Consider the following 23,266-nt stretch of genomic DNA (forward strand, 5'->3'; position numbering starts at 1 on the left):
GGGTCCGGCCCGGAGGCGACCTCAACACGGGCGCCTCTCGGATGGTGGCAGCTCAGCCGTCCGTGCTCGCGCTGCCCGGCTCGCCGAAGATGCTGCCGCGGGCTCCTCTCGTGGCCTCGCTGCGGAAGTCGGTGTACTGGTAGGGGTTGTCGAGGACCTTGTCGTCGCCGCCCGGCAGGTCGGGGTTCATGCCGCCCTGCCATGCTTCGTCGCCCATCTCGGCTCGCAGGTGCTCGATGGTGGCCTCGGCGCGGCGGCGCAGGTCAGCCAGGTCGACCCCGACGAGCTCACCGTCGTGCTTGACGACCTTGCCGCCCACGAGGACGGTGTGCACGTCGCCGCGCTGGGCCTGGAAGGCGACGTGGCCATAGGGGTTGACCAGCGGGAAGGACACCGGTGAGCGGTCGTTCCGGAGGAGCACGACGTCTGCCTTGGCACCGGGCGTGAGGCGGCCGATCTCGTCGGTCCCGAGGGCGTGCGCCCCGCCGCGCGTCGCCCAGGTCACGACGTTCTCGGCGCGCAGGGCGTGGTGCGTGACGGTGTCACCGGCCGCGTGCGCCTCGAGGTGCTCGCGCGCCCGGTCGGCCCCGAGCGTGGTGCGCATCGCCGAGAAGAGGTCGCCGCTCCACCAGACGCTGGTGTCCATCGACAAGGACACGGGTATGCCGTGTCGGCGCACCTGCCAGGTGGGCGGGTACCCCTGGCCGGCGCTCTGCTCCGACTCCGTCGAGACCGACACCGAGCCGCCGGTCGCGGCGATCCGCTGGTAGGAGTCGGTCGTCAACGTCGCGGCGTGGACGAAGACGTTCGACTCGTCCATGAAGCCGTTCTCGTGCATGAGACGGATGCCGTCGTCGTTGGTCGCGCCCCAGACTCCGGCGTGCGTCGTCACGGGCAGGCCCAGCTCGCGCGCCATCTCGAATGCGGCGCGCTCCGGGAAGGACGGGTCGCCGGTGACGTCGAAGGCGAGCTGCCAGCCGTAGAGGTCCCCGCGGCGGCGCTCGAAGAACGCCTTGACCGCCGGGTCGGCCGTCCACTCCCACGGTCCTGCCTGGATGTTGCCGTAGGCCAGGACGAACCGGCCCGGGACGGCTGCCAGTGCGTCGACGGCCGCCTCGGCATGGTCGACCGACTGGAGGCCGTGCGACCAGTCGACGGTCGTGGTCACACCGGCCTCCAGGGACTCCCAAGCAGACAGCAGGTTGCCGGTGTGGATGTCCTCCGGCCGGAACTGCTTGCCGTGCTCGAGGTAGTACCAGACGAAGTACTGGGTCAGGGTCCAGTCCGCGCCGTAGGCGCGCATCGCGGTCTGCCACATGTGCCGGTGCGTGTCGATCATCCCCGGCATGACGATGCCGCCACGGGCGTCGACCTCGAGGGCGCCCTCCGGAGCCTCGAGGGACTGACCGACGCCAGCGATGGAGTCGCCGACGACGAGGACGTCGCCTCCGTCCAGGACCGTGCCCTGGTCGTCCATGGTCAGGACGATGCCTCCACGCAGCACCACAGGCCGACCGTCGGCCACTTCTTCGTGCGCCATTGCCACTCCGATCACGATTGCGGACGAGTGTCCGCTTGACGGCTCTCCCTGAGAGTCCCCGCACCCGGGGCGACCTGTCAAGAGTGCAAGTCGGACGACCCGGCCATACCAGTTGGAGTGCAGTTCGCTTCTTGTCCAACTGGATTGCTTGACAGCCAGACGAGCGTTGGGAGAGCCTCGGACGTATGCGGACCAGCGTCCGCACAACGTCACCACTCCGACCAAGGCGGCTCTCAGATGGATCCGGCGCCCGCGCGACCCGGCCCTCTCGACGGGCTGCTCGTCGCCGACTTCTCCCGGATCCTGGCCGGCCCCTACGCGACGATGCTCATGGCGGACCTCGGTGCCGACGTCATCAAGGTCGAGGCGCCGGGAGGGGACGACACCCGCACGTGGAGCCCGCCCGTCCGCGACGGGATCTCCACCTACTACCTCGGTGTGAACCGCAACAAGCGCTCCGTCGCCCTGGACCTCAAGGACGCGGACGACCTGGCCGCGGCCCAGGAGCTCGCCCGGCGGGCCGACATCCTCGTCGAGAACTTCAAACCCGGCGGCCTGGCCCGCTTCGGGCTCGACTACGAGACGGTTGCGGAAGGCAACCCGCGCATCGTCTATGCATCGATCAGCGGCTTCGGCAGCGGCCCCCGCGGACGCGAGCTGCCCGGCTACGACCTGATGGTGCAGGCGATCTCCGGGCTGATGAGCCTCACCGGTGACCCCGGCGGCCCGCCCTACCGCGCCGGGATCTCCGTCTTCGACGTCATGGCGGGCCTGCACGCGACGATCGGGGTGCTCGCAGCGCTGAACACCCGCAGCTCCACGGGCGCGGGCCAGCACGTCGAGGTCAACCTCCTGTCCTCCGCGCTCTCGGGCCTGGTCAACCAGTCCAGTGCGTTCGTCGCTGGAGGTGTCGTGCCGCACCGGATGGGCAACAGCCACCCCAGCCTCTTTCCCTACGAGCCACTGCCCTGCGCCGACGGCGACCTCATCATCACGGCCGGCAACAACGGCCAGTTCCGCCGGCTCGTCGAGGTCCTCGGGGCGCCGCACCTCGCAGACGACCCGCGCTTCGCCGGCAACGAGGACCGCACCGCCAACCGCGACCAGCTCCGGCCCCTGCTCGTCGAGCGGCTGCGCACCCGGACCGCCATGGAGTGGTTCGCCGACATCACCGCCATGGGCGTCCCGTGCGGCCCGATCAACACGGTCCAGCAAGGCGTGCAGTTCGCCGAGGAGGTGGGCCTCGAGCCCGTCGTGACCGCCGGCGACGGAGATGCGGCAGTTCCTTCGGTGCGCAACCCGATTCGCTTCTCGACGACGCCGGCCAGCTACCGCCTCCCGCCACCCTCTCTCGACGAGCACGGTGACGGCATACGGGCGTGGCTGTCCCGCCCGGTCACACCACCCCATGAGGAGGAGCACCCGTGACGACCTTCCCGACGTCCCTCGGGACGTCGACCGCGACCGAGATCCGCCTGCTCGGCAAGGACCTGCCCAACGAGCTGATGGGACAGGTCGGCTTCGGCGAGCTCGCCTTCTGGCTCGTCGCCCTGCGCCGGCCGACACCCTCAGAGACCCGGCTGTTCGAAGCGGTCCTGGTCGCCCTGGCGGACCACGGCTTCACGCCCACCGCCATCGCCGCGCGGCTCACCTACCTCTCCGCACCTGACTCGCTCCAGGGCGCCCTCGCCGCCGGCCTCCTCGGCGGCGGGTCACGCTTCCTCGGCGTCACCGAGGACTGCGGCGCGTTCCTGCACGAGGTCGTCGAACGGCAAACGGACGACCTGCCCGAGACGGACGACGAGTGGGACGCGCTCGCTCTCGAAGCGGTCCGATCCGCCCGTGCCGCAGGCAAGTTCGTCCCTGGGCTCGGCCACCCCGTTCACAAGGAAGGCGACCCTCGCACCCCGGTGCTCATCGGCATCGCCGAGCAGGAGGGGCTGCTCGGCCCGCATCTGAGGCTCTTCGAGGCGGTCGGGCGCGTGCACGACCAGGTCCTCGGCAGAAAGCTTCCGCTCAACGGCGCCGGGGTGTGCGGAGCGGCCCTGGCCGACCTCGGGTTCCCCGTCGACATCCTGCGCGGCTTCGCCCTGCTGGCGCGCACCGCGGGCCTGCTCGGGCATCTCGCCGAGGAGCGCCGGCGCCCGATCGGGATGGACGCCTACCTCATGGTCGACCGTGCGGCCGAGTACGTCGCACCGGACGACTGAGCCGATATACGAAGGAGAGTCGCATGGCCACGGTGGCCGCTGTCATCGCCTCAACGCACCACCCGTTCTACTACCGCGCCAGCACGTCGACGGGCGCCGAGCGGCCCCCCTTCGCGGACGAGTGGGTCAGCAAGATCGAGACCTTCCGCGAGACGCTGACCAGGGCCGAGCCCGACGTGCTCGTCATGGTCGGCAGCGACCACTTCCACCAGCTGTGGCTCGACAACATGCCGCAGTTCCTCGTCGGCAAGGCGCCCCGCTACGACGCCAACTGGTACAACGAGGAGCGCGAGTTCGGCCTGCCGAGAATGACGCTCGCCGGCCAGGAGGACCTCTCTGCACACATCCTGCGCAACGGGCTCGACGCCGGCTTCGACCTCGCCTTCAGCAACGAGCTGCGGATCGACCACTCGATCACGTGCCCGATCATCACGCTCCGACCGGACGGCGACCTGCCGATCGTGCCGATCTACACGAACATCTTCGCGCCGCCGCTGCCGCAGCCGAAGCGGTTCGTCGAGCTGGGCCGGACCATCCGCGAGCTCGTCGAGGCGTGGCCGAGCGACCAGCGCGTGGCGATCATCGGCACCGGCCACCTGTCGCTCGAGCTCGGCGGGCCGCGGCAGTTCGGCGACCACGGTCCGGACCCGGAGTTCGACCGCAAGGCCGTCGAGTGGATCGCGACCGGGGACCTCGAGGGCTGCCTCTCCGAGGTGACCCTCGACAGCCTGCACTCGCCGGGCAATGCCACCCACGGCTTCATGGACTTCATGCTCATGATGGGGGTGGCCGGCGAGAACGCGAAGGCCGACCACGTGGACTCGCTCGACCTCTTCCACACCATGGAGGCGTACTTCACCTGGTACCCGAACGGAGCACCGGCATGAGCAAGTACCTGCTCGACAAGTTCCTGTTCACCGTCGACCGCGACCCCGAGCTCGTCGAGCGATACCGCGACGACCCAGGGGGTCTCGTCGAGTGGTGGGAGGCCACCTGGGCCAACCGCATCCTCAACTGCACGACGGGCGAGTCGAGCACGTGGCTCGAGTTCACGGACGAGGAGCGGCAGGCGCTCCGGGCGCACGACTACGTCGAGCTCTTCCGGCTGGGTGCCCACCCGTTCCTCACGCTGACGCTGTTCATCGCGATGTTCGAACGCGACCATGCGCAGCCGCTGGGGTTCCAGAAGCAGTATGCCGTCAGCCTCGCCCACTTCAACCTCCCCTACCCCGACATCGCGACCTGAGCCATGCGCGCCGCGACCATCACCGTGCACGGGCAGGCGCCCTCGCTCGCCGACCGCGCAGAGCCCGCAGGTGGCGAGGGTCAGCTGCTCGTGGCAACGACGGCTGTGCCGATCACGCCCCTGGATCTGCTCTGTGCCACCGGCACGTCGTACTTCGGCCCTCCCGAGCTGCCTTACGTCCCAGGCGTGCAGGGCGTCGGCGTCGTCCGCTCCGGTCCGCCGGAGCTGGCCGGGCGGCATATCTGGTTCGCGACGACCGCGGGCATGGCGCCCGGAGACGGCAGCCTGTCCGAGCTGTGCGCGGTCGACCCCGCGGACGCCGTCGAGCTGCCCGATGGTGTCGACGACTCCGTGGCGGCGGCGCTGGGACTGTCGGCCGTCGCCGCCTGGGAGATGCTCGAAGGCCGGGCGCGGATGAGCCCCGGTGAGCAGGTGCTCGTGCTCGGCGCCGGCGGAGCCGTCGGGCTGGCCGCGATCCAGTCCGCCCGCCTGCTCGGTGCCCGGCGGGTCGTGGCCGCGGCCCGCTCCGAGGCCGGCCGGGAACGGGCCGCGGCCAGCGGCGCCGACGCCGTCGCGCCCCTTCCGCCCGATGCCGACCAGACGACCATGGCGGCGCTGCTTCGCGAGGCCTGCGACGGGCCGGTGGACGTGGTCATCGACCCGCTGGCGGGAGTGCCAGGGACCGCCGCACTCAGCCTGCTTGCCACCGGCGGCCGGCTCGTCAACCTCGGCAGCAGCGCTGGACCATCCCTGTCCGTCGACTCGGCGACCCTGCGCAGCCGGTCGGCGTCCGTGCTCGGGTACACCAACAACGACCTCTCTCCGGACCGGCGCGCCGAGGTGATGCGGACGGTGCTCGAGCACGCCGCGGCCGGACGCCTCACCGCGAGGTTCCAGGCCGTTCCCCTCTCGGAGGTCTCGACAGGCTGGTCGCAGGCGGTCGCCGGATCGCCCGACGGTCGCGTCGTCGTGCTCCTGTAGGACCGCCGTCCCACCATGCGGACAGGCTGCGTCATGGTGCGCCAGTGGCCGCGTCATCCAGGACAACGGTGGGTCACCCTCTCCCGGATCCCACCGGTCCCCCGCGTTTTCCCGAGGGCGCCGACCCCCCGATTAGGGCGTCCTCGTCAGGGGAAACGCACGGTACGGCGGCAGGCCTCTCCCTAGTCAGCCGTTGCCGGGCCGGGGGCGGTCAGCGCGACTGTCCGCCCCCGGCTGGCGCCGGGGGCTCCCGCCTGGAGTCCGAGCCTGTCCACTGCGCGCCCACCCGCGCCCAGTTCCGCAACACACCCGGAACCGTGAGCTAGGCATGGGTACAACCGGGCAGAGCCGACGGTTCCGGGTGTGCTGTCGGGCCAGCTCAGGTGGGACTACGCCGTGGCCTGTACCAATGTGTCCACTATGTGGACAGCCCGCGTCACCCCCGTCCGCCACTCACGTCTCACGATCGAGGACGGCATGCTGAGGGGCTCTGTCGTTCTCGCCTCCCCGCGTGGCCCGAAGACGTCGCCCTCCCGGGCGAGGCACCTTCGGGCCACGCGACCGGCCGGCCAGGACTGCAGTCGCCGTCCACGGCCGGCCACGGCGGGGTCGGGACGCGGCGTGCCCGACCCCGCCGCAGAACGAACGACCCAGAACGAACAGCCCTCGACAGTCATAGACGCGCGCGTCGTGCGTCTATCAGCAGGGGCGCCGACCGTCCCGCAGTCGGGCCGCCGTCGTCAGGCGCCAGGTGGTGGACCCGAGGCTATCGACACAGAAAGGTGCGAGCGCGTGGTCAGTCCGTCCGAAGAGCCCTCCACGAGGCCACCCGCCATCAGCAGCGAACGGCCCACGGACCGAGCGACGCACGAGGTGCCGGTGACCCTCGACCTCGCCGCATCCGTGACGCCGCTCGCGCGTCAGGTCATCGGTGCCGTGCGCACCCGCTTCCACACCATCACCTCCAGCGCGAGGGTCACCCTGCTCAACGACAAGGGCCTGTGCGCCCAGCCGGAGCGGGACCCCGAGGAGTGGTTCTCGGACCGCAGCCGGGGAGGGCAGTCCCGCCTCCGCGACCGCCGCGAGGCCGCCCGTCTCTGCGACGGGTGCCCCGTCGTCAGCGAGTGCCTCGAGTATGCCGTCGCGACCCGTCAGCGGTACGGCGTCTGGGGCGGCATGAGCGAGCGCGATCGCACGGTCCTCACCCGCGCGACAGCGCGCACGCCTCGCACGGTCCCGCCACCACGCGGCGAACCCGTGGACCCCTCCGCCGACGAGTCACGCATCAGCGCCTGACCCCAAACCTCGATCAGTTGGGGCCCCTGTGGACGGGCTGGTCAGCCCGCAGCCTTCTTGACCAGGGCGCCGATCTGCTTCTCCACTGCGGGAGTCAGCGCCATCAGCGCGTAGGACGTCGGCCACATGTCGCCGTCGTCCAGCTGCGCCGGGTCGTTGAAGCCCAGCGTGGAATACCTCGCCTTGAACTTCTGCGCCGGCTGGAAGAAGCACACCAGCTTGCCGTCCTTGGCGTAGCCAGGCATCCCGTACCACAGTCGCGGCGTCAGCTCCGGCGCGCTCGCCGTGATGACGGCATGGACCCGCTCTGCCATCTCCCGGTCGGAGTCGTTCATCTCGGCGAACTTCTCGAGCACTGCGGCGAGCTCGTCGGCAGCCGCCGCCGGGGCGCCGCGCTTCTTGGCCGTCCGGACCTCCTTGGCGCGCTCCTTCATCGCAGCGCGCTCCTCGGCCGTGAATCCCTGCTCGGGCTGCGCAGCGGTGGTGCTGGTCTTGGCGGACTTGCGCGTGGTGGCCATGGTTGTCAGTCTCCTTCGTCGTTCCGGCGATGACACCATTCTTGGACCGCTCGTCGCCGCACCGCTTCTTGAATCGTGATCGATGGCACGGTCAGGCGCTTCTCGTCAGGTCGACGTACTCGGCACCCTCGTCGACGATGTAGCGCTCGACCTCGACGAACCCGTGCCGCACCGCGAACCTCAGGCCGTCAGCGTTGGCCGCGAGGACCACGGTCTCCAGCGTCGTCGCACCCAGCTCACGGGCGCGGCTCATCACGACGCCGAGGTACTCGGTGCCAAGTCCGTTGCGGCGAAAGGGCGGAAGCACACGCACGATGACGGTGGCCACGCCGGCCCGGTCCGGCATGGGTGGTCGGATCGTGGCGTTGCCGACGAGCTTTCCGTCCAGGTAGGCCAGGGTCAGCTCGCTTCGCGTGAGCCGCTCCTGCACCTCGTCCAGAGACAAGGGCGACGCCGGGATGACACGGTTGTGGACGTCCCGCCACAAGGCTGCCGACGCGGGCGTGACCGGCTCGATCGTCAGAGGCATGCCACAGGGTATGCCGTCCCGCCCGGACCGCCGCCCACCCACCTGGCCGCCCTGTGAAGGATGTGACGGAGCGCCCACTCGACCAAAAGGGGGGCGGCGCGGTTGTCCCCAGCTCAGATCCACCGTCGAGTGGGCGCCCCGTCCCACCGGCCCCATGGGGTCTGTGAGGGGTGCGACGGAGGGCCCACTCGACCAAAAGGGGGGGCGGCGCGGTTGTCCCCAGCTCAGATCCACCGTCGAGTGGGCGCCCCGTCCCACCGGCCCCATGGGGTCTGTGACGGGTGCGACGGAGCGCCCACTCGACCAAAAGGGGGCTGCGCGGTGGTCCCCAGCTCAGATCCACCGTCGAGTGGGCGCCCCGTCCCACCGGCCCCATGGGGTCTGTGACGGGTGCGACGGAGCGCCCACTCGACGAGCGGGGTCGCCGGGGTCAGGAGCTGTCGCAGGGGTCAGGCGGGGGCCTTCTCCTTGACGGCCTTGGATGCCAGGAGTGCCGCGACGTGGCACGCCACGAGGTGGCCCTCACCGTCCGCGCCTTGTCCCGTGGGGAGAATGCCCGGGTCGACGGTCCGGCATTCGTCGTCGACGCCGAGGCGGACGGCCTCCGCGGACAGGGACGGACAACGTGGGTGGAAGCGGCATCCTGCGGGCATCTTTGCGGCGTCGGGAGACTCGCCCTGGAGCAAGGTCGGGCGACCGTCGCGGGACGGGTCCGGCAGCACGGACAGCAACGCCTTCGTGTACGGATGCTTGGGCCGCAGCAGGACCTCCTCGACGGTGCCCACCTCGACGATCCGGCCGAGGTACATCACTGCGACCCGGTCCGCAATGTTCCAGGCGAGGCCGAGGTCGTGACTGACGACGAGCGCGGACAGGCCGAGGTCGTCGCGCAGGTCGAGCAGCAGCCGCAGGACCTCGCCACGCACCGAGGCGTCGAGCGAGGCGACCGGCTCGTCCGCCACGATGACCGTCGGGTCCAGCGCGAGCGCTCCGGCGATGACGACCCGCTGCTGCTGGCCACCGGACAGCTCGTGCGGGAAGCGGCTCGCGAAGACCTCCGGCGGACGCAGACCGGCCCGAGAGAGCGCCGAGCGCACCGTCAGGTCGAGGTCACCCTTGAGCCGGTGCAGCCTCGGCCCTTCGGCCACGGCGTCGTAGACGTTGTGTCGCGGGTTGAGCGCCCCGGCGGGGTCCTGGAGGACGAGCTGGGTGTGGCGGCGATACGCCTTGAGGTCGCGAGCGGCATACGACAGGGCCTTGCCGTCATAGCGCACCTCACCCGATGTCGGGCGCACGAGACCGACCATGGCGCGCGCGAGCGTGCTCTTGCCACAACCGGACTCGCCGATCAGCGCGACGATCTCGCCCTTGGCGACGGTGAGGTTGACGTGGTCCACCGCGCGGACTGCATGCGCTCCGCGGCGTGCCTGGTAGGTGACGACGAGGTCGCGCACCTCCAGGGCCGGCGTGTCGGCGAGGGTCATCGGGGTCCTCCTGTCGTCGCGGCCTGCTCCGCGACGTGCGGCACCAGGAAGCAGGCGGCTTCCCGCTCGGCGCCGGCCACGGTGAGCGCCGGGTCGTGCTCGCGGCATACCGGCATGACAGACGGGCACCGGTCCGCGAACGAGCAGCCGGCCCCGACGAACCGCAGGTCGGGCGGGTCGCCCGGCAGCCCTCGCGGCGCACGCCGCGAGGCGGGGTCCCCGATCTGGGGGAAGGCAGCGGAAAGCGCTGCGGTGTAAGGGTGCCGGGCGTCAGCCAGCATCCCGGCGGACTCTCCCAGCTCGACGATGCGACCGGCATACATCACGGCCAGGCGCTGGCACGTGTCCGCGAGGACAGAGAGGTCGTGGCTGATCATGATCATGCCGATCCCCTGCTCACGCACGAGGTCCCCGAGCAGGTGCAGGATCTGCGCCTGGACCATGACGTCGAGCGCGGTCGTGGGCTCGTCGGCGATGACGAGGTTGGGGCGGCAGGCCAGCGCCATGGCGATCATGACACGCTGCCGCTGCCCGCCGGAGAGCTCGTGCGGGTACGCTCGCGCACGCCGTGCCGGCACCCCGACGCTGTCGAGCAGAGCGTCTGCGCGCTGACGCGCCTCCTTCTCGGAGACCTTCTCGTGCAACAGGATCGACTCGCGGATCTGCTCACCGATCGTCTGGACCGGGTTGAGGGCGCTCATCGCGCCCTGGAAGACGACTGATGCGCCGGACCACCGGACCGCGCGCAGGTGCCCCCAGCTCGCGCCGAGCAGGTCCTCGCCCTCGAACCTGATCGCGCCGGCCACCCGCGTCGTGGCTGGCAGCAGGCGCAGCAGGCTGAGCGCGAGCGTCGACTTGCCGGACCCGGACTCGCCTGCGACACCGAGGGTTTCGCCGCGGTCGAGGTCGAGGTCGATCCCGCGAACGGCCGGCACCTCCTCGGAGCCGGTGCGGTAGGTGACCGCGAGGTCGCGCACCTCGAGCATCGTCATCGCTTCACCATCCGGGGGTTGAGGACGTGCTCGACAGCGCGCCCGCAGAGGGTGAACGCGAGCACGATGAGCAGGATCGCGATGCCGGGCGGCACGAGCCACCACCAGGCTCCGCCGGTGACAGCACCCTGGGCGAACGCGTTGTTGAGCATGGCGCCCCACGAGACCTGGCTCGGGTCACCGAGGCCGAGGAAGGTGAGGGTGCTCTCCGAGAGGATCGCCCCGGCGACCGTGAGAGTGCTCGACACGAGGATGAGCGGGGCGACGTTGGGCAGCACGTGGCGGGACACGACCTGGACGTTGCCGGCGCCGAGCACCCGTGCGCGTTCGATGAAGGGCCGCGCCTCGACCGCAAGGGTCTGCGCTCGAACGAGCCTGGCGGTCCCGGTCCACGATGTCACCGCGATCGCGATGGTGATGGAGGCCGTGCCCTGGCCGAGCACGGCCGCGAGCGAGATCGCGAGTGGCAGGCTCGGCAGCGCGATGAACCAGTCGGTGACATGCATGAGCGCCCGACCCGTCCAGCCCTGGACGTGACCAGCGACGAGCCCGACGAGGCTGCCGAGGACCATGGTCAGAACGGTCGCGACGATGCCGATGAACAGGCTCGACCGTGACCCCCACACGAGCAGGTCGAGGATCGAGCGGCCGTCCTTGTCGGTGCCGAGCGGGTAGCCCACCGTCGGGGGTGACAGCTGCGGCCCGGTGGCCTGCGTCACGTCCAGGTCGCTCGGGTGGATCCACAGCGGCGCGGTGAGGGCGAGGACGACGAAGAACAGGAGCAGCACCAGCCCGGCGACGCCGGTCGGGAGGCGAAGGTATGCCGCGGCGAAGCGCCGTGCGGCCGCGAAGCGGCGGGGACGCACCGGCTGGGTCTGAGACGACGGCGCGTCGGCCGAGGACGGCGAACCGGCCGGGGACGGCGAACCGGCCAGGGACGGCGGGCCGGCCGGGGCAGGCGAGGCGTTCGGGCCCGGCGGCGCAGGGGACGTGGAGGGGTCAGAGGTCCCGGGTGTCTCAGACGGGCCGGGATCACTCGTCTCGGTCGTGAGGGAGCTCATTGGGCACGCACCCTGGGGTCGAGGTACCGGTACGCGAGGTCGGCGCACAGGTTCATGGCGATGACGGTGGCGGACAGCACGATGAAGGTGCCGTTGAGCAGCGGCAGGTCCGGGATCTTGAGGGCCCGGAAGGTCAGGTAGCCGATGCCCGGCCAGGAGTAGACGGTCTCGACCGTGATGGCGCCGCCGACGATGCCGCCGAGCTGGAGGAAGATCACGGTCACCGAGGGCAGCAGCGCGTTCGGGACGACGTGCCGGCGCCGGACGTCGTCGTCGCGCAGGCCCTTGGCTCGCGCGGTCAGCATGTACGGGCTGCCGAGCTCGTCGACGATCGAGGTCCGCATGATCGTCACGTACTGCGCGAAGACGACGAGCACGAGCGTCATCACCGGAAGCACCATGTGGTGCGCGACGTCGAGAACCTGGGGGAGGATGCCGCCCTCGACCGTCGGGTCGGACATTCCTCCGGCCGGGAACAGCCCCGGGATCGGCCCGATGCCGACGCTGAAGATGACGAGCAGGATGAGGCCGAGCCAGAAGGTCGGCACCGACCAGAGCGTGATCGACACGCCGGACACAAGCCGGTCGAAGAGGCTGCCGTGACGCCATCCGGCCCGGATGCCGAGCCAGAGCCCGATGACGACGGAGATCACCGTGGCCGTCCCCATGAGCAGCACGGTGGGCCAGATGCGGTCGCCGATGAGCGTCGAGACGGGTTGCTGGTACTGCCAGGAGTAGCCCAGGTCACCGTGCAGCATGTTGCCGACGTAGTGCAGGAACCGCTCCCACATCGGGTCGTCGAGGCCGAGCTGCCTGCGTAGCGCGGCCATCTGTGCGTCGCTCGTCGGGCGCCCCCGGGTGAGCGAGGCGACCGGGTCCGACGGCATGAGGGTGAACAGGACGAAGCCGAGCACCAGGGTCACGAAGAAGCTGACCAGAGCGGCCAGCGACTTCGTGCCGAGGTACCGCCAGAAGCCGGAGCCCTGTCGCTTCTCACCCCGCGTGGGGGTGGCCCCCCGGGACGCCTCTTCGGCGTCCCGGAGGACCTCCTGCGCATCGAGCAGCTGCGCGTTGTCCGACACGACTATTCGCGCTCGTCCGCGGTCCCGCGGCGACGAGCAACGACGATCGCGCCACCGGCGAGCAGGACGAGCACCACGATGCCGAGACCGACGTACAGCCCGGTGTTCGAGGCCTCTTCGGCGCTGACGGGGGCCGCCGACTTGTGGCTCCAGTAGGTCGTCTGCGTCGGGTAGAGGCCCTGCTCGTTCTTCTGGCCGACGACGTAGTCGGCCACGCGGTCGGAGCGGAAGGCGCCCATCTGGTTCTTGTAGTAGAGGATGATGTCGGCGTTCGCGTCGTACAGGATGTCCTGCATCTGCCCGATCAGCGCGGTCCGCTTGGCGGCGTCGAACTCGCCGACCTGCTGGTCGTAGAGCGCGTCGTATGCCGGGTTGCAGTGGAACGCGTCGGTGTTGCCACCGCTGCCGTCGTCGAGCGGGAGCGTGCCACACGTCTGGATGCTGAGCAGGTAGCTCGGGTCGGGGCCGGTGCCCCAACCGTCCATGAGCAGGTCCCAGTCACCCTTGGCGAGGTTCTCGTTGAGCTGGCTGAAGCTCATCGCCTGCGGCGTCAGCTTGATGCCGATCTGCTGCAGCCAGCTGACCAGGTAGTTGGAGATCTGCGCGTCATCCGTGTCGTCGGAGTGGATGCCGAGCCGCAGCTCGAGCGCCTTGCCCGTCTTGGGGTCGACCCGGACGCCGTCCGCGCCCTTGGTGTAGCCGGCCGCATCGAGGATCTGGTTGGCCTTGGCGACGTCGAAGGAGACCTTCTTGTCCGCCGAGGGCGCCCACGCGAACTGGCTGAGTCCCGGCGGGACGTATGCCGCTCCCGGCAGCCCGGCGCCCTCGAGCACCTTCTGGACGAGCTGGGCCCGGTCGATGGCGGTGGCGATCGCGAGGCGCAGCTGGGGGTCCTTGAGCGCCGGGTTGCCGGTGCCGATCGCCTTACCGGAGCGCGTCTGGGCGCCGACGTTGACCTCGACCGCGGTCCAGCTGGACCCGGTCTGCTGGTACGTCGTGATGCCCTTCTCCTTCGACAGGGCGGCATACTGCGTGGCGCTCAGCCCACCGACGTTGTCGATGTCGCCCTTCTTGAGGGCGGCGATCGCGGCGTCGCCGTTCTTGTAGTCGGTCATGATGAGCCGGTCGAACTTGGGCGCGCCGAGGAAGAAGTCGGGGTTCGCCTTGAACTGGACGTACTGGTCGGCCTTGTAGTCCGACAGCTGCCACGGCCCGTAGCCGACGATCGGCAGGGTCGTGTTCTTGAAGTCCTTGATCGAGGCGACCTTCTCCCACACGTGCTGCGGCACGATCGGGATGCCGGAGATCGGGACGCTGACGTAGAGCATGTTCGCCTGGGGCGACTTGGTCTTGATGACGACCGTCGTGTCGTCCGGTGCCGTCACCGACTCGAACTTGCTGACGAGCGAGCCGTTGGCGGTGGCCGCTGCCTCGTCGGTCATGATCTTGTTGAACGTCCACGCGACGTCCTTGGCCGTGAGCGGCTGTCCGTCGCTCCACGTGAGACCACCGTGGATCTTGAAGGTCCACGTCAGCTTGTCGCTGGAGGTGGTCCACGAGTCGGCGAGGTAGGGCCCGGGCTTGCCGTTGATGTCGAGCGAGGTCAGCGCCGGGTAGATGTCGCCGAAGGTGTTGAGCTCGCCGTCGAAGTAGGCAAGGAACGGGTTGAGGGTCGAGATCTCGGTCGACAGCCCGACCCGCAGGGTGGTCTCGGTCGCCGCGGCGGCGCTCGGGACCCCCGCGGCGAAGCCGAGGGCGCCGACGAGTGCGCCGGTTGCGAGAGCCGCGCCGACCCGACGCCGCCGGAGCCCGTGGAGGTGGGCGCCGGAGGGTCGGGCTGCCCCTGCGGCCCGTGATGTGTCAACGCTCATGCTGGCGTCTCCTGTGTGAAGGGGACTGCCGTCCGCTCGTCCATGGTCCATCCCGGTGGTTCACCGGTGGTGAACTGTCGATGAGCATTCGACAGGTTTAGGTGCGAGCGTTTCTAGCATCGGCGAATGGGGCGGTCAACGGTTTGAGTACGATTCGTGACCTGTGAAGACGCACCGGCCGCCACAGTCGGGCCGACGCCCGCCAGTCCGAGCGGCATACCGCCTGGCGTGGGAGGGCGCGACGGCCAGCGTGCGGTCAGCGGGTGGGGCGGAGCGCCTCGGCGGCGCGGGCGCGGGCCGCGACCCGGCGCCGGCTCGCCTTGGAGCGCGTGACCACCAGTGCCCCGACGACGGCCGTGATGGCCACGACCGGGGAGCTCGTGCCGCGTTCGCTCGGCCCGGTCTCGGCCAGCAGCGTCAGGTCGGTGCGCGGCACCAACGGCGACGACGAGCGGTCGCCGATGACGATCAGCGAGCAGCCCGCATCCACGAACGCGTCGATGGTGGCGAGCGGCCGAGCATCGTCGGGCGCGGATCCCCGTGTCGTCACGTCGAACACGACCAGCAGGTCACCGCGGCGGGCGTCGACCAGAGCATCCGCCACGGACAGCGGCGACCCGTCGAGCGACACGACGTCGGTGATGGAGGCACGCAGGTCGTCGGCGAAAAGGCTTGCGTAGCCGAGGGGTCCGGTCGCCGTGAGGAGATGGACGCGTCGGGCCGAGACGAGCCTTCCGGCAGCCACCTGCAGGGCCCCCGAGACGGCCAGACGCTCGAGTGTCATCCGCGCGTCGCCGGACTCGCCGGTGACCGCCTTTGCCAGCAGGCGGTCGCTGCTCGAGGTCAGGCGCGTCCTGGGCTGTGCTGCGAGACCGGCCTCCTCGGCGGTCAGCTGCTGCAGCTCGCGGTAGTCGGCCAGGCCCGCGGCCTCGAGCAGCGTGTCCAGGACCGCCGGGCCGACCGTGGCCTCGTCGAGCAGCATGGCGGCCGGCCCGAGCGGGCCGCGCTCGGCCCCCGAGCGCAGCACGTCGACGAGCCGGCGGCTCTCCGGGCCCAGGTGTTTCGCGGCGTCGTCGAGCAGCAGAAGGACCGACGTGTGACCGGGTCCGCTGGTCATAGGACGCCTCCGGGTAGGGCGATCGGGCGGTAGGGCGGTACGTCGTGTGCGGCGCCTCGCGTCGCGTCGCCCGATGACGACGCCGGCGCCAGCGAGTTCACTGCCAGTGAACTCCACGCGTCACATCCCTTGTCGGGCGGTGTGCGCGTGTCTATCATCGCGCCATCATGACGTCAACGAGCCAGCCGAGCCCGACCGGTCCCGCCGGTCCGACCTCTGCCACCGATGAGACCGGTCCGACCGGTCCGACCGGTCCGACCGGTGTGGCAGGTCGTTCGGGCGTCGCCAACCCCATGGCGACCGCGGAGCTGCTCTCGATCGCGGCCCGGGCCCGCCGCCAGCACCTCGGGCTCACGCTCGAGCAGGTCTCGCGCGCGAGCGGGCTGAGCAAGTCGTTCCTCTCCCAGATCGAGTCAGGCACCGCCAACCCGACGCTCGACAGCGTCTCGGTGCTCGCCGCCGCGCTCCAGTGCTCGCTGCCCGAGCTGCTCGGCGCTGTGGTCGGCCGGCGAGAGGCGTACGACCCGGTGCTGCGACGCGCAAGGCCGCTCCAGTCCTGGCCCGACGGCGACGGGCGGACCTACCCGTTGAGCCCCTTCGACGCCCGCCTGCTCGTCGTTCACCTCAACGACGGCCAGCCCGACGGGCACGACTGGGTCAGCGAGCATCCCGGCGACGAGTTCGCCCTCGTCCTCGAGGGGTCCTACGACGTGGAGGTGGCCGGGCACACGTACTCGCTCGAGGCCGGGGACTCGCTGCACTACCGCAGCGACGACCCCCACCGCATCTACCCGACGAGCCAGCCCGCTCGCATGGTGGCCGCGTACTCCCCCGCCCACGACACCACCTAACGGGGTCGGCGCAGGGGCCCCCCGTATGCCGCCGCCGACCCGGCAGGGCCCGCCGCCCGGACCGCTGGCGACCACACAACGCCCAGCGCTTCCGCCCAGCCCGACCGCGCAGCCCGACCGCGCAGCCCGACCGCGCAGCCCGACCGCCCAGCCCGACCGCCCAGCCCGACCACCAGTCCCGACCTTCACGTCGATCCAGCCCGCACAGCCGGACCGGCGGCACCAGGAGCCCGCCTTGACCGCTCTCGAGCCCACCGCCGTCGTCCCGGCCGCTGGCGCGCCGGCCCCCGTCTGCGGTGCCGACGAGGTCGCAGACCTCACGTCCGAGCTGATCCGGGTCGACACGACGAACCACGGTGGCGGGGTCAGCGCCGGCGAGCGGGAGGCCGCCGAGCTGGTGGCCTCGTGGCTGTCCGAGGTGGGCATCGAGCCGACGCTCATCGAGTCGGCGCCGCGCCGCACCAACGTCGTCGCCCGGATCCCCGGTCGCGACCCGAGCCGCCCCGGGCTCCTCGTGCACGGCCACCTCGACGTGGTCCCGGCGCAGGCACACGACTGGCGCGTGCACCCCTTCTCCGGCGAGATCAGGGACGGACTGGTCTGGGGGCGAGGCGCGGTCGACATGAAGGACATGGACGCGATGACCATCGCCGTCGTGCGCGACTGGATGCGCACCGGACGTCGTCCCGAGCGCGACATCGTGCTCGCTTTCGTGGCCGATGAGGAGTCGACCGGCGAGCACGGCGCGAACCATCTCGTCGAGCGTCATGCCCACCTCTTCGAGGGGGTGACGGAGGCGATCAGCGAGTCCGGCGGCTTCAGCGTCGCACTGCCGGACGGCCGCCGCGCCTACCCGGTGGGCTGCGCCGAGCGCGGCACGGCCTGGATGAGACTGACCGCTGACGGCACCGCCGGGCACGGCTCGAAGCTCAACACCGACAACGCGGTCACCAAGATCGCGCGCAGCGTCGCACGCCTCGGCGAGCACCAGTTTCCGATCACGCCGACTCCAGTGGTCAGGTCGCTCATCGAACAGCTCAGTGCAGCATACGGATTCGTCCCCGACTTCGATGACCTCACCGCCACCATCGAGCGGCTCGGTCCTAACGCGCGCCTCTTCTCGGCAACGTTGTGCAACACGGTCAACCCGACCATGCTCGACGCCGGCTACAAGGTGAACGTCATCCCGGGGACCGCGACGGCGCAGGTCGACGGGCGCTTCCTTCCCGGGACGCAGGACGCCTTCTTCGCGGCTATCGACGCCGTCCTCGGGCCTGACGTCCGCCGCGAGTTCGTCAGCTTCGAGGAGGCGGTCTCCGCCCCGGCGCACGGGCCCACGTGGGATGCCATGTCCGCGGCACTGCGGGCCGAGGACCCGGGGGCGGTCGTCGTGCCGTACTGCATGGCGGGCGGCACGGACGCCAAGGCGTTCGCTCGGCTCGGCATCGCCGGATACGGCTTCTCACCCCTGCTGCTGCCGCCCGACCTCGACTATCTCGGGATGTTCCACGGCGTCGACGAACGCGTCTCGGTCGCGGCCCTGCAGTTCGGGTGCAAGGTGCTCGACCGCTTCCTCACGACCTGTTGACCTACGGCGCCCGACTGCCGAACTCTACTGGCCTGCAACCACTTTCACACCCTCCACCACTGAACATCCCGGAGTCCCTGATGAGCGTCTCACTCCCTCCCCGTCTCGCCGCCGGCGACCGCGTCGCTGTGGTCGCGCCCTCGGGGCCGACCACTCTCGTGGACCTCGACCGCGGGCTCGAGGTGCTGCGCTCCTGGGGCCTCGACCCCGTCGAGGGCAAGCATGTGCGCGACCGCGACGACTACCTCGCCGGCTCCGACGCCGACCGTGCCGAGGACCTGACCTGGGCGCTGACCGACCCGTCCATCGCCGGGGTGCTGTGCTCGGACGGCGGCTATGGCGTGCAGCGGATGATCGACCTCGTCGACTGGGCCGCTGTCGGCCGGTCGGCGCCGAAGGTGCTCGTCGGCTTCTCCGACATCACCGCTGCACACGCGGCGCACTGGGCTCGGCTCGGACGGATCGGGCTCTACGGCCCGATGGTGGCGTGCAGTGCGTTCTTCGACGAGCGCAGCGCAGAGCACCTCAGGGCCACCCTGATGGAGCCGGAGACCACCACAACGATCGCGTTCCCCGAAGCGAGCCCGATCGTCGAGGGCACCGCTCACGGGACGATCGTCGGCGGGTGCCTGTCCCTGCTCGCGTCCAACGTCGGCACGGTGGACGCTCCGCAGGCGGACGGGCGCATCGTGCTCATCGAGGATGTGACCGAGCAGCCTTACCGTCTGGACGAGTTCACCACACAGCTCGTCCGCAGCGGATGGCTCACCGGCGCAGCTGGAATCGTCCTCGGGTCGTTCTCGGAGTGCGGGCCCCTCGACCGGGTTCGCGAGGTGATGACCGACCGGCTCGCTCCCCTCGGCATTCCTGTCCTGTGGGGCACCGACCTGGGCCACTGCCCGTCGATCCACACGCTTCCGCTCGGCGTGGCCGCCACCCTCGACACTGCCAGCCGGACCATCGTCCTCGACGAGGCCGCGTTGCGCTGACCCGGTGGCGCCTGGATGTGGCCCGGCGCCGCCTGGATCTGGCGGCTGCGCGGGCCGGCGTCGGATGTCGTTGCCGACTGACCCAGCTGATCGTCGGATGACCGACCCTGACCCGACCCTGACCGGCGGGGGGGCCGTGACCCTCAGTCGCGCGCGACGGCATTCAGGGGCGTTTCAGGGCGGCGCCCGATACCCGCGGCAACGCGTTCCAAGGAGAGTGGAGATGTCGGGGAAAGGCCCCGCCATCGATCACAGAAAGCTCCCATCATGAACGACATCCACCAGACGTTCGCCCGGCAAGGGCTGGTCCGACCGCGGCAGGAGCGGGTGTTGGGTGGTGTCGTCGCCGGCCTCGGCCGCCGCTTCGGCATCGAGCCCTGGCCCGCCCGGATCCTCTTCGTGCTCGTCCTGCTGCTCCTGCCCGGCAGCCCGATCCTGATCTACCCGATCCTGTGGATCCTCATGCCGTCCGAGGACCAGGTCGACGTCCGGCCGACCCAGTCGGACACCTCCCCGGCCGTCTGAGCCGGCAGCCCCTTCCATTCACCACCTCCCACCCGAGACGCCCCGACCGCACGGTCGGGGCGTCTCGGCGGCGTCTAGTGCGGCCCGCTAGCCTTCGGACCACAAGTCCTGGTTCGGGAGGTGGTCATGTCCTACGTCGTCGACTTCACAGAGGTCTCCACGATCGGTTTGGAGTCGTCGCCGGTAGCGGCAGCGCTGGCCGGGCTGAGAGCCAACGAGGCGCGGTACTTCAGAAACAAGTACTCCCATGTCTTCACCGTCGACCCGGCCGACGATGCGAAGGACGCCGTCGACTGGGTCAACCGCATACTCAGGGAGGAGCGCGACATCGTTATCGCGGCTCGACCGCTCGAGGCGACCGCCTTCGAGGTCGACGGAATCCGCATGGCCTACGTCTTCTACGAGTCCGGCCTGTCGATCAATGTGATGTACACGATTGCGGACGAGGGAAAGCGCGCTGTCGGGTTCAAGCTCTCTGAAGGCATGGAGATCCCCGAAGAGCTCGCCGCGAGCTTCAAGTTCGCGAGGCAGAAGTCACGGCTGGCGGGCACGATCCGCGGCTCCTTCTTCGTCATCAAGGGGACGTACTGACATGGCGTGCCGTATCGGTGAGCTCGTGCTCGGCTGCCGCGACCCCGAGATGCTGGCACGCTTCTGGTGCGAGGTCCTTGACTTCGTGGTGCTCGACCGCGAAGTGGACGGCAGCCTCGAGATCGGGCCGCGCGAGGGCTTCGGCGGCCCGCAGCCGACGATCTTCCTCAGCCGAAGGGACGAGCCGGAGCCCGGGAAGTCGCGCCTGCACATCGACGTCAACCCCACGGATCGCGACCAGGACGCTGAGCTCGAACGCCTCCTGAAGCTCGGGGCGCGCCCAGCGGACATCGGCCAGACGGGCGAGGAGTCCTGGCACGTTCTCGCCGACCCGGAGGGCAACGAGTTCTGCCTGCTCAGAGGCCGCCTCGACCCGCTCTGACGCGCGACCTCAGAGCGGTGACGTCACGGGAGCGAGGTTGGCGCGCTGGGCGGGGTCCGCACTCGATGGGGATCCGAGACAGGAGGTCCGAACCAGGTGGTCAGCGCCTCGATCAGCCCTGTCTGGGTCCCGTTGCCAACCCATGCGACATGGCCGTCCGGCCGGATCAGCACGGCGGTCGGCGCGGTGACGGCTCCGACGACGGGCAGCGTCCACGCCCCGCCGTAGTCGGCGTCGACGCGGTGGACACGGTCCGCCCACGGGCTGATGTCGATGCTCCCGGGCTCGCCGAGGTTGAGCAGCACCGCTCTGGCGTCGTGCAGCAGGTCGAAGACCCGCTGCGGGCCAAGGAGTGTCGCGAGGTCGAGGTCCGGCATACGGCGTCCGAGCAACGGGTGTCCGTCGCCGACGTCGTGCCCCACATCGTGCCCCAGGTCCTGCCCGACGTCGTAGACGACATCGAGCCCGGAAAGCAGCCCGGCGAGCTGCGCGCGTGGTCCGCCGAAGCTCAGCATCTCGGCGAACGTGTCGCGAGTCGCCTCGGTGCGTGTGTCCCCTCGCTGGAGAAAAGCCTGCACCATCACGTTGCTCAGCACCCGGGCCGTGGCGGGGTGCCGCTCCGCCTGGTAGCTGTCCAGGAGCACCTCGGGTGAGAGGCCCTTCACCACCTGGGCGAGCTTCCAACCGAGGTTGACGGCATCCTGCACCCCGAGGCCGATCCCCTGCCCTCCGGTGGGCGGATGGATGTGCGCGGCGTCCCCCGCGATCAGCACCCGCCCCTGGCGGTAGACCGCAGCCTGCAGCGTCGCATCGGTGAATCTCGAGATCCACGAAGGATCGTGGATCCCGAAGTCCGTGCCGTACGCGACCGTCATCGCTTCGCTGAGGTCCGCGAGCGTGGGCTCGGTCGCCGGTCCGACCTGTCGCTCCGTGACGACGATCCCGACCGTCCGCCCGTCCTCCATGACGTTGATCCCGTGGATGCCGATGTCGTCATGTCGGATGCCCGTTGCCGGCTCCTTCGTCACCTGCGCCTCGGCGATCAGGTGGCTGCGGGTCGCCCGCGCACCGACGAGCTCGATGCCGGCCGCCTTGCGGACGACGCTGCGCCCTCCGTCGGCCCCGACCAGGTATGCCGTCCGCCGCGTGTCACCGCCTGCGAGGTTGACCTCGACCCCCGAGTTGTCCTGGGCGAAGCCGGTGACCTCGAGCCCGTAGAGGATCGGCACGTCCAGCTCCTCGATCCATCCGCGGAGGATCTGTTCGACGTGGCTCTGCGAGAGTCCGAGCGTGTACGGATGCCGCGAGGGGAGACTGGCGATCTCGAGCGGGGTGTTCGCAAAGCTCAGCCCCTGGCTGGTGCGTCCCTGGGCGAGGAAGCGTTCGGCGATCCCGCGCTGGTCGAAGATCTCGATCGTTCGCGAGTGGAAGCCGCGGGCACGAGTGCCGACCAGGTCAGGAGTCGTCCGCTGCTCCAGGATCACGACGTCCACCCCCGCCAACGCCAGCTCTCCCGCAAGCATCAGACCGGTCGGCCCGGCTCCGACGACAGTCACGTCGCTCATCTCAGCCTCGCTTCCTCGGCACAAGCGAGAAGTCTGCGCCACGACAGGTGCCTTGCCGCAAGCCCCCCGGTCCGCTATATCGTGGAAGTGGCAAGGAGATGCGCGCTCCTTGCCATTGCCGTGCCCCGGGGGCGCCCGAGCGACCGCGCTGCCGATGCGTGCTCGTCGGCCCCTGACCCCTCGGCCCACGTATGCCGTGAGGCCGGGGCGTCGCACCCACCGTGCTCGCGCGTCCGCTCATCTGCCGACCGCCCGCAGTGGCACCCCTCCATCCCTCTGGCGTCGGCTCACCTCCCCCGCTGTGCATGTCGTGGGTCACCCCATGAGCAATGCCGGGAGGTCTGCTGGTTCTGGTGGTGATCACCACCAGAACCAGCAGACCTAGCGGCAGCCCAACCCGCAGCCGGCGGCCGAGCCGCTGCCTCGCCCAGCCACAACGCTGGTCGTTTACCTCTCAGTGACTGCGTTTGCGTTCGGTTGTCGGTGGTCGCTTCTATCCTGGAGACATGCACACCGGCACCCCGACCCAACGCGACACGACACCCCACGGCGCGCCCGTCACCGGTGCGCTCGTGACCGGTGCGAGGGGGTCTGGCGAGTCGGGTGGGCCCGAAACAGCCAGCGGCCGCTGGCAGGCGCCCGGTCCCTGCCACGCATCTGATCCCGGCGACGCGGCCGGTCGCGACCGGGGTGATCCGGCCGGGCTGGTCGGGACCCTCGGGTCGCTGCTGGCCACGATGCAGCACGCGTTGGGGGTCTCGCCCTGGTCGCTGTCCGAGACCGACATCGGCCAGGCCCTGGGCCAGGCCCAACAGCTGCGCGCGCTGGCCGACACCCTGACCGCGGTC

Annotated in this window: 23 protein-coding genes; 13 read left to right on the plus strand and 10 right to left on the minus strand. The window is 70.4% G+C overall.

The genetic code is table 11. The features are described from left to right. Positions 1-52 precede the first annotated feature (52 nt). Entirely contained in the window at positions 53-1,540 is a 1,488-nt protein-coding gene (locus ACWEOW_RS15565) for an amidohydrolase family protein (protein ID WP_452270121.1), read from the minus strand. A 237-nt stretch (positions 1,541-1,777) separates the two neighbouring features. Here ACWEOW_RS15565 and ACWEOW_RS15570 point away from each other — a divergent pair, with 237 nt between their 5' ends. The 6 genes from ACWEOW_RS15570 to ACWEOW_RS15595 all read left to right on the plus strand — a co-directional run bounded on the left by ACWEOW_RS15570 (position 1,778) and on the right by ACWEOW_RS15595 (position 7,273). Then, positions 1,778-2,968: a CaiB/BaiF CoA transferase family protein gene (locus ACWEOW_RS15570; RefSeq protein WP_452270122.1), complete on the plus strand. Its 1,191-nt coding sequence runs from the start codon at positions 1,778-1,780 to the stop codon at positions 2,966-2,968. Further along, positions 2,965-3,750 (plus strand): citryl-CoA lyase, encoded by a 786-nt coding sequence (locus ACWEOW_RS15575; protein ID WP_452270123.1) that lies wholly within the window; start codon positions 2,965-2,967, stop codon positions 3,748-3,750. The genes ACWEOW_RS15570 and ACWEOW_RS15575 overlap by 4 nt, the downstream gene beginning before the upstream one ends. A 23-nt stretch (positions 3,751-3,773) precedes the next feature. Further along, positions 3,774-4,637, plus strand: a complete 864-nt coding sequence (locus ACWEOW_RS15580; protein ID WP_452270124.1) for a DODA-type extradiol aromatic ring-opening family dioxygenase — start codon at positions 3,774-3,776, stop codon at positions 4,635-4,637. Continuing rightward, the gene (locus ACWEOW_RS15585) at positions 4,634-4,996 is read left to right on the plus strand and encodes a hypothetical protein (RefSeq protein WP_452270125.1); all 363 of its coding nucleotides are present in this window, start codon (positions 4,634-4,636) and stop codon (positions 4,994-4,996) included. Before ACWEOW_RS15580 ends, ACWEOW_RS15585 begins: the two co-directional genes overlap by 4 nt. A 3-nt stretch (positions 4,997-4,999) precedes the next feature. Further along, positions 5,000-5,977 carry a zinc-binding dehydrogenase gene (locus ACWEOW_RS15590; protein WP_452270126.1) on the plus strand — a complete coding sequence of 326 codons (978 nt, stop codon included), beginning with the start codon at positions 5,000-5,002 and terminating at the stop codon, positions 5,975-5,977. A gap of 792 nt (positions 5,978-6,769) precedes the next feature. After that, positions 6,770-7,273, plus strand: coding sequence for a WhiB family transcriptional regulator (locus tag ACWEOW_RS15595; protein WP_452270127.1), 504 nt, complete (start codon positions 6,770-6,772; stop codon positions 7,271-7,273). A gap of 41 nt (positions 7,274-7,314) precedes the next feature. Here ACWEOW_RS15595 and ACWEOW_RS15600 read toward each other — a convergent pair whose 3' ends face one another. The 8 genes from ACWEOW_RS15600 to ACWEOW_RS15635 form a co-directional block, all read right to left on the minus strand. Beyond that, positions 7,315-7,791, minus strand: coding sequence for an iron chaperone (locus tag ACWEOW_RS15600; RefSeq protein WP_452270128.1), 477 nt, complete (start codon positions 7,789-7,791; stop codon positions 7,315-7,317). Between the two features lie 91 nt (positions 7,792-7,882). Continuing rightward, the gene (locus ACWEOW_RS15605) at positions 7,883-8,320 is read right to left on the minus strand and encodes an N-acetyltransferase family protein (RefSeq protein ID WP_452270129.1); all 438 of its coding nucleotides are present in this window, start codon (positions 8,318-8,320) and stop codon (positions 7,883-7,885) included. A 449-nt stretch (positions 8,321-8,769) separates the two neighbouring features. Then, on the minus strand, positions 8,770-9,804 hold the full coding sequence (locus ACWEOW_RS15610) for an ABC transporter ATP-binding protein (RefSeq protein WP_452270130.1): 1,035 nt from the start codon (positions 9,802-9,804) through the stop codon (positions 8,770-8,772). Beyond that, positions 9,801-10,796 (minus strand): ABC transporter ATP-binding protein, encoded by a 996-nt coding sequence (locus ACWEOW_RS15615; RefSeq protein ID WP_452270131.1) that lies wholly within the window; start codon positions 10,794-10,796, stop codon positions 9,801-9,803. Before ACWEOW_RS15615 ends, ACWEOW_RS15610 begins: the two co-directional genes overlap by 4 nt. After that, positions 10,793-11,662: an ABC transporter permease gene (locus ACWEOW_RS15620; protein ID WP_452270132.1), complete on the minus strand. Its 870-nt coding sequence runs from the start codon at positions 11,660-11,662 to the stop codon at positions 10,793-10,795. The genes ACWEOW_RS15615 and ACWEOW_RS15620 overlap by 4 nt, the downstream gene beginning before the upstream one ends. Positions 11,663-11,853: 191 nt before the next feature. Then, positions 11,854-12,939, minus strand: a complete 1,086-nt coding sequence (locus ACWEOW_RS15625; protein ID WP_452270133.1) for an ABC transporter permease — start codon at positions 12,937-12,939, stop codon at positions 11,854-11,856. Positions 12,940-12,941: 2 nt separating this feature from the next. Continuing rightward, complete coding sequence (locus ACWEOW_RS15630) at positions 12,942-14,810, minus strand: ABC transporter substrate-binding protein (protein WP_452270134.1); 1,869 nt, start codon at positions 14,808-14,810, stop codon at positions 12,942-12,944. 256 nt (positions 14,811-15,066) lie between these two features. Beyond that, positions 15,067-15,927 carry a hypothetical protein gene (locus ACWEOW_RS15635; protein ID WP_452270135.1) on the minus strand — a complete coding sequence of 287 codons (861 nt, stop codon included), beginning with the start codon at positions 15,925-15,927 and terminating at the stop codon, positions 15,067-15,069. Positions 15,928-16,094: 167 nt separating this feature from the next. Between ACWEOW_RS15635 and ACWEOW_RS15640 the strand changes: the two genes are divergently transcribed. The 6 genes from ACWEOW_RS15640 (at position 16,095) to ACWEOW_RS15665 (ending at position 20,853) form a co-directional block, all read left to right on the plus strand. Beyond that, positions 16,095-16,778: a helix-turn-helix domain-containing protein gene (locus ACWEOW_RS15640; protein WP_452270136.1), complete on the plus strand. Its 684-nt coding sequence runs from the start codon at positions 16,095-16,097 to the stop codon at positions 16,776-16,778. 235 nt (positions 16,779-17,013) lie between these two features. Continuing rightward, entirely contained in the window at positions 17,014-18,366 is a 1,353-nt protein-coding gene (locus ACWEOW_RS15645; RefSeq protein WP_452270137.1) for a M20/M25/M40 family metallo-hydrolase, read from the plus strand. An 80-nt stretch (positions 18,367-18,446) separates the two neighbouring features. After that, a complete protein-coding gene (locus ACWEOW_RS15650; protein WP_452270138.1) occupies positions 18,447-19,355 on the plus strand; it encodes a S66 peptidase family protein in 909 nt (302 codons plus the stop codon). A gap of 267 nt (positions 19,356-19,622) precedes the next feature. Next, complete coding sequence (locus ACWEOW_RS15655) at positions 19,623-19,880, plus strand: PspC domain-containing protein (RefSeq protein ID WP_452270139.1); 258 nt, start codon at positions 19,623-19,625, stop codon at positions 19,878-19,880. Between the two features lie 126 nt (positions 19,881-20,006). Beyond that, positions 20,007-20,471, plus strand: coding sequence for a phage tail protein (locus ACWEOW_RS15660; RefSeq protein WP_452270140.1), 465 nt, complete (start codon positions 20,007-20,009; stop codon positions 20,469-20,471). A 1-nt stretch (position 20,472) separates the two neighbouring features. Then, positions 20,473-20,853 (plus strand): VOC family protein, encoded by a 381-nt coding sequence (locus ACWEOW_RS15665; protein WP_452270141.1) that lies wholly within the window; start codon positions 20,473-20,475, stop codon positions 20,851-20,853. Positions 20,854-20,876: 23 nt separating this feature from the next. Here the strand turns inward: ACWEOW_RS15665 and ACWEOW_RS15670 are convergent, their stop codons facing one another. Beyond that, entirely contained in the window at positions 20,877-22,418 is a 1,542-nt protein-coding gene (locus tag ACWEOW_RS15670; protein ID WP_452270142.1) for an FAD-dependent monooxygenase, read from the minus strand. A gap of 506 nt (positions 22,419-22,924) precedes the next feature. Between ACWEOW_RS15670 and ACWEOW_RS15675 the strand changes: the two genes are divergently transcribed. Continuing rightward, a partial coding sequence (locus ACWEOW_RS15675) for a hypothetical protein (protein WP_452270143.1) occupies positions 22,925-23,266 on the plus strand: 342 nt, incomplete at its 3' end.

The organism is Monashia sp. NPDC004114 (genome assembly GCF_053603855.1).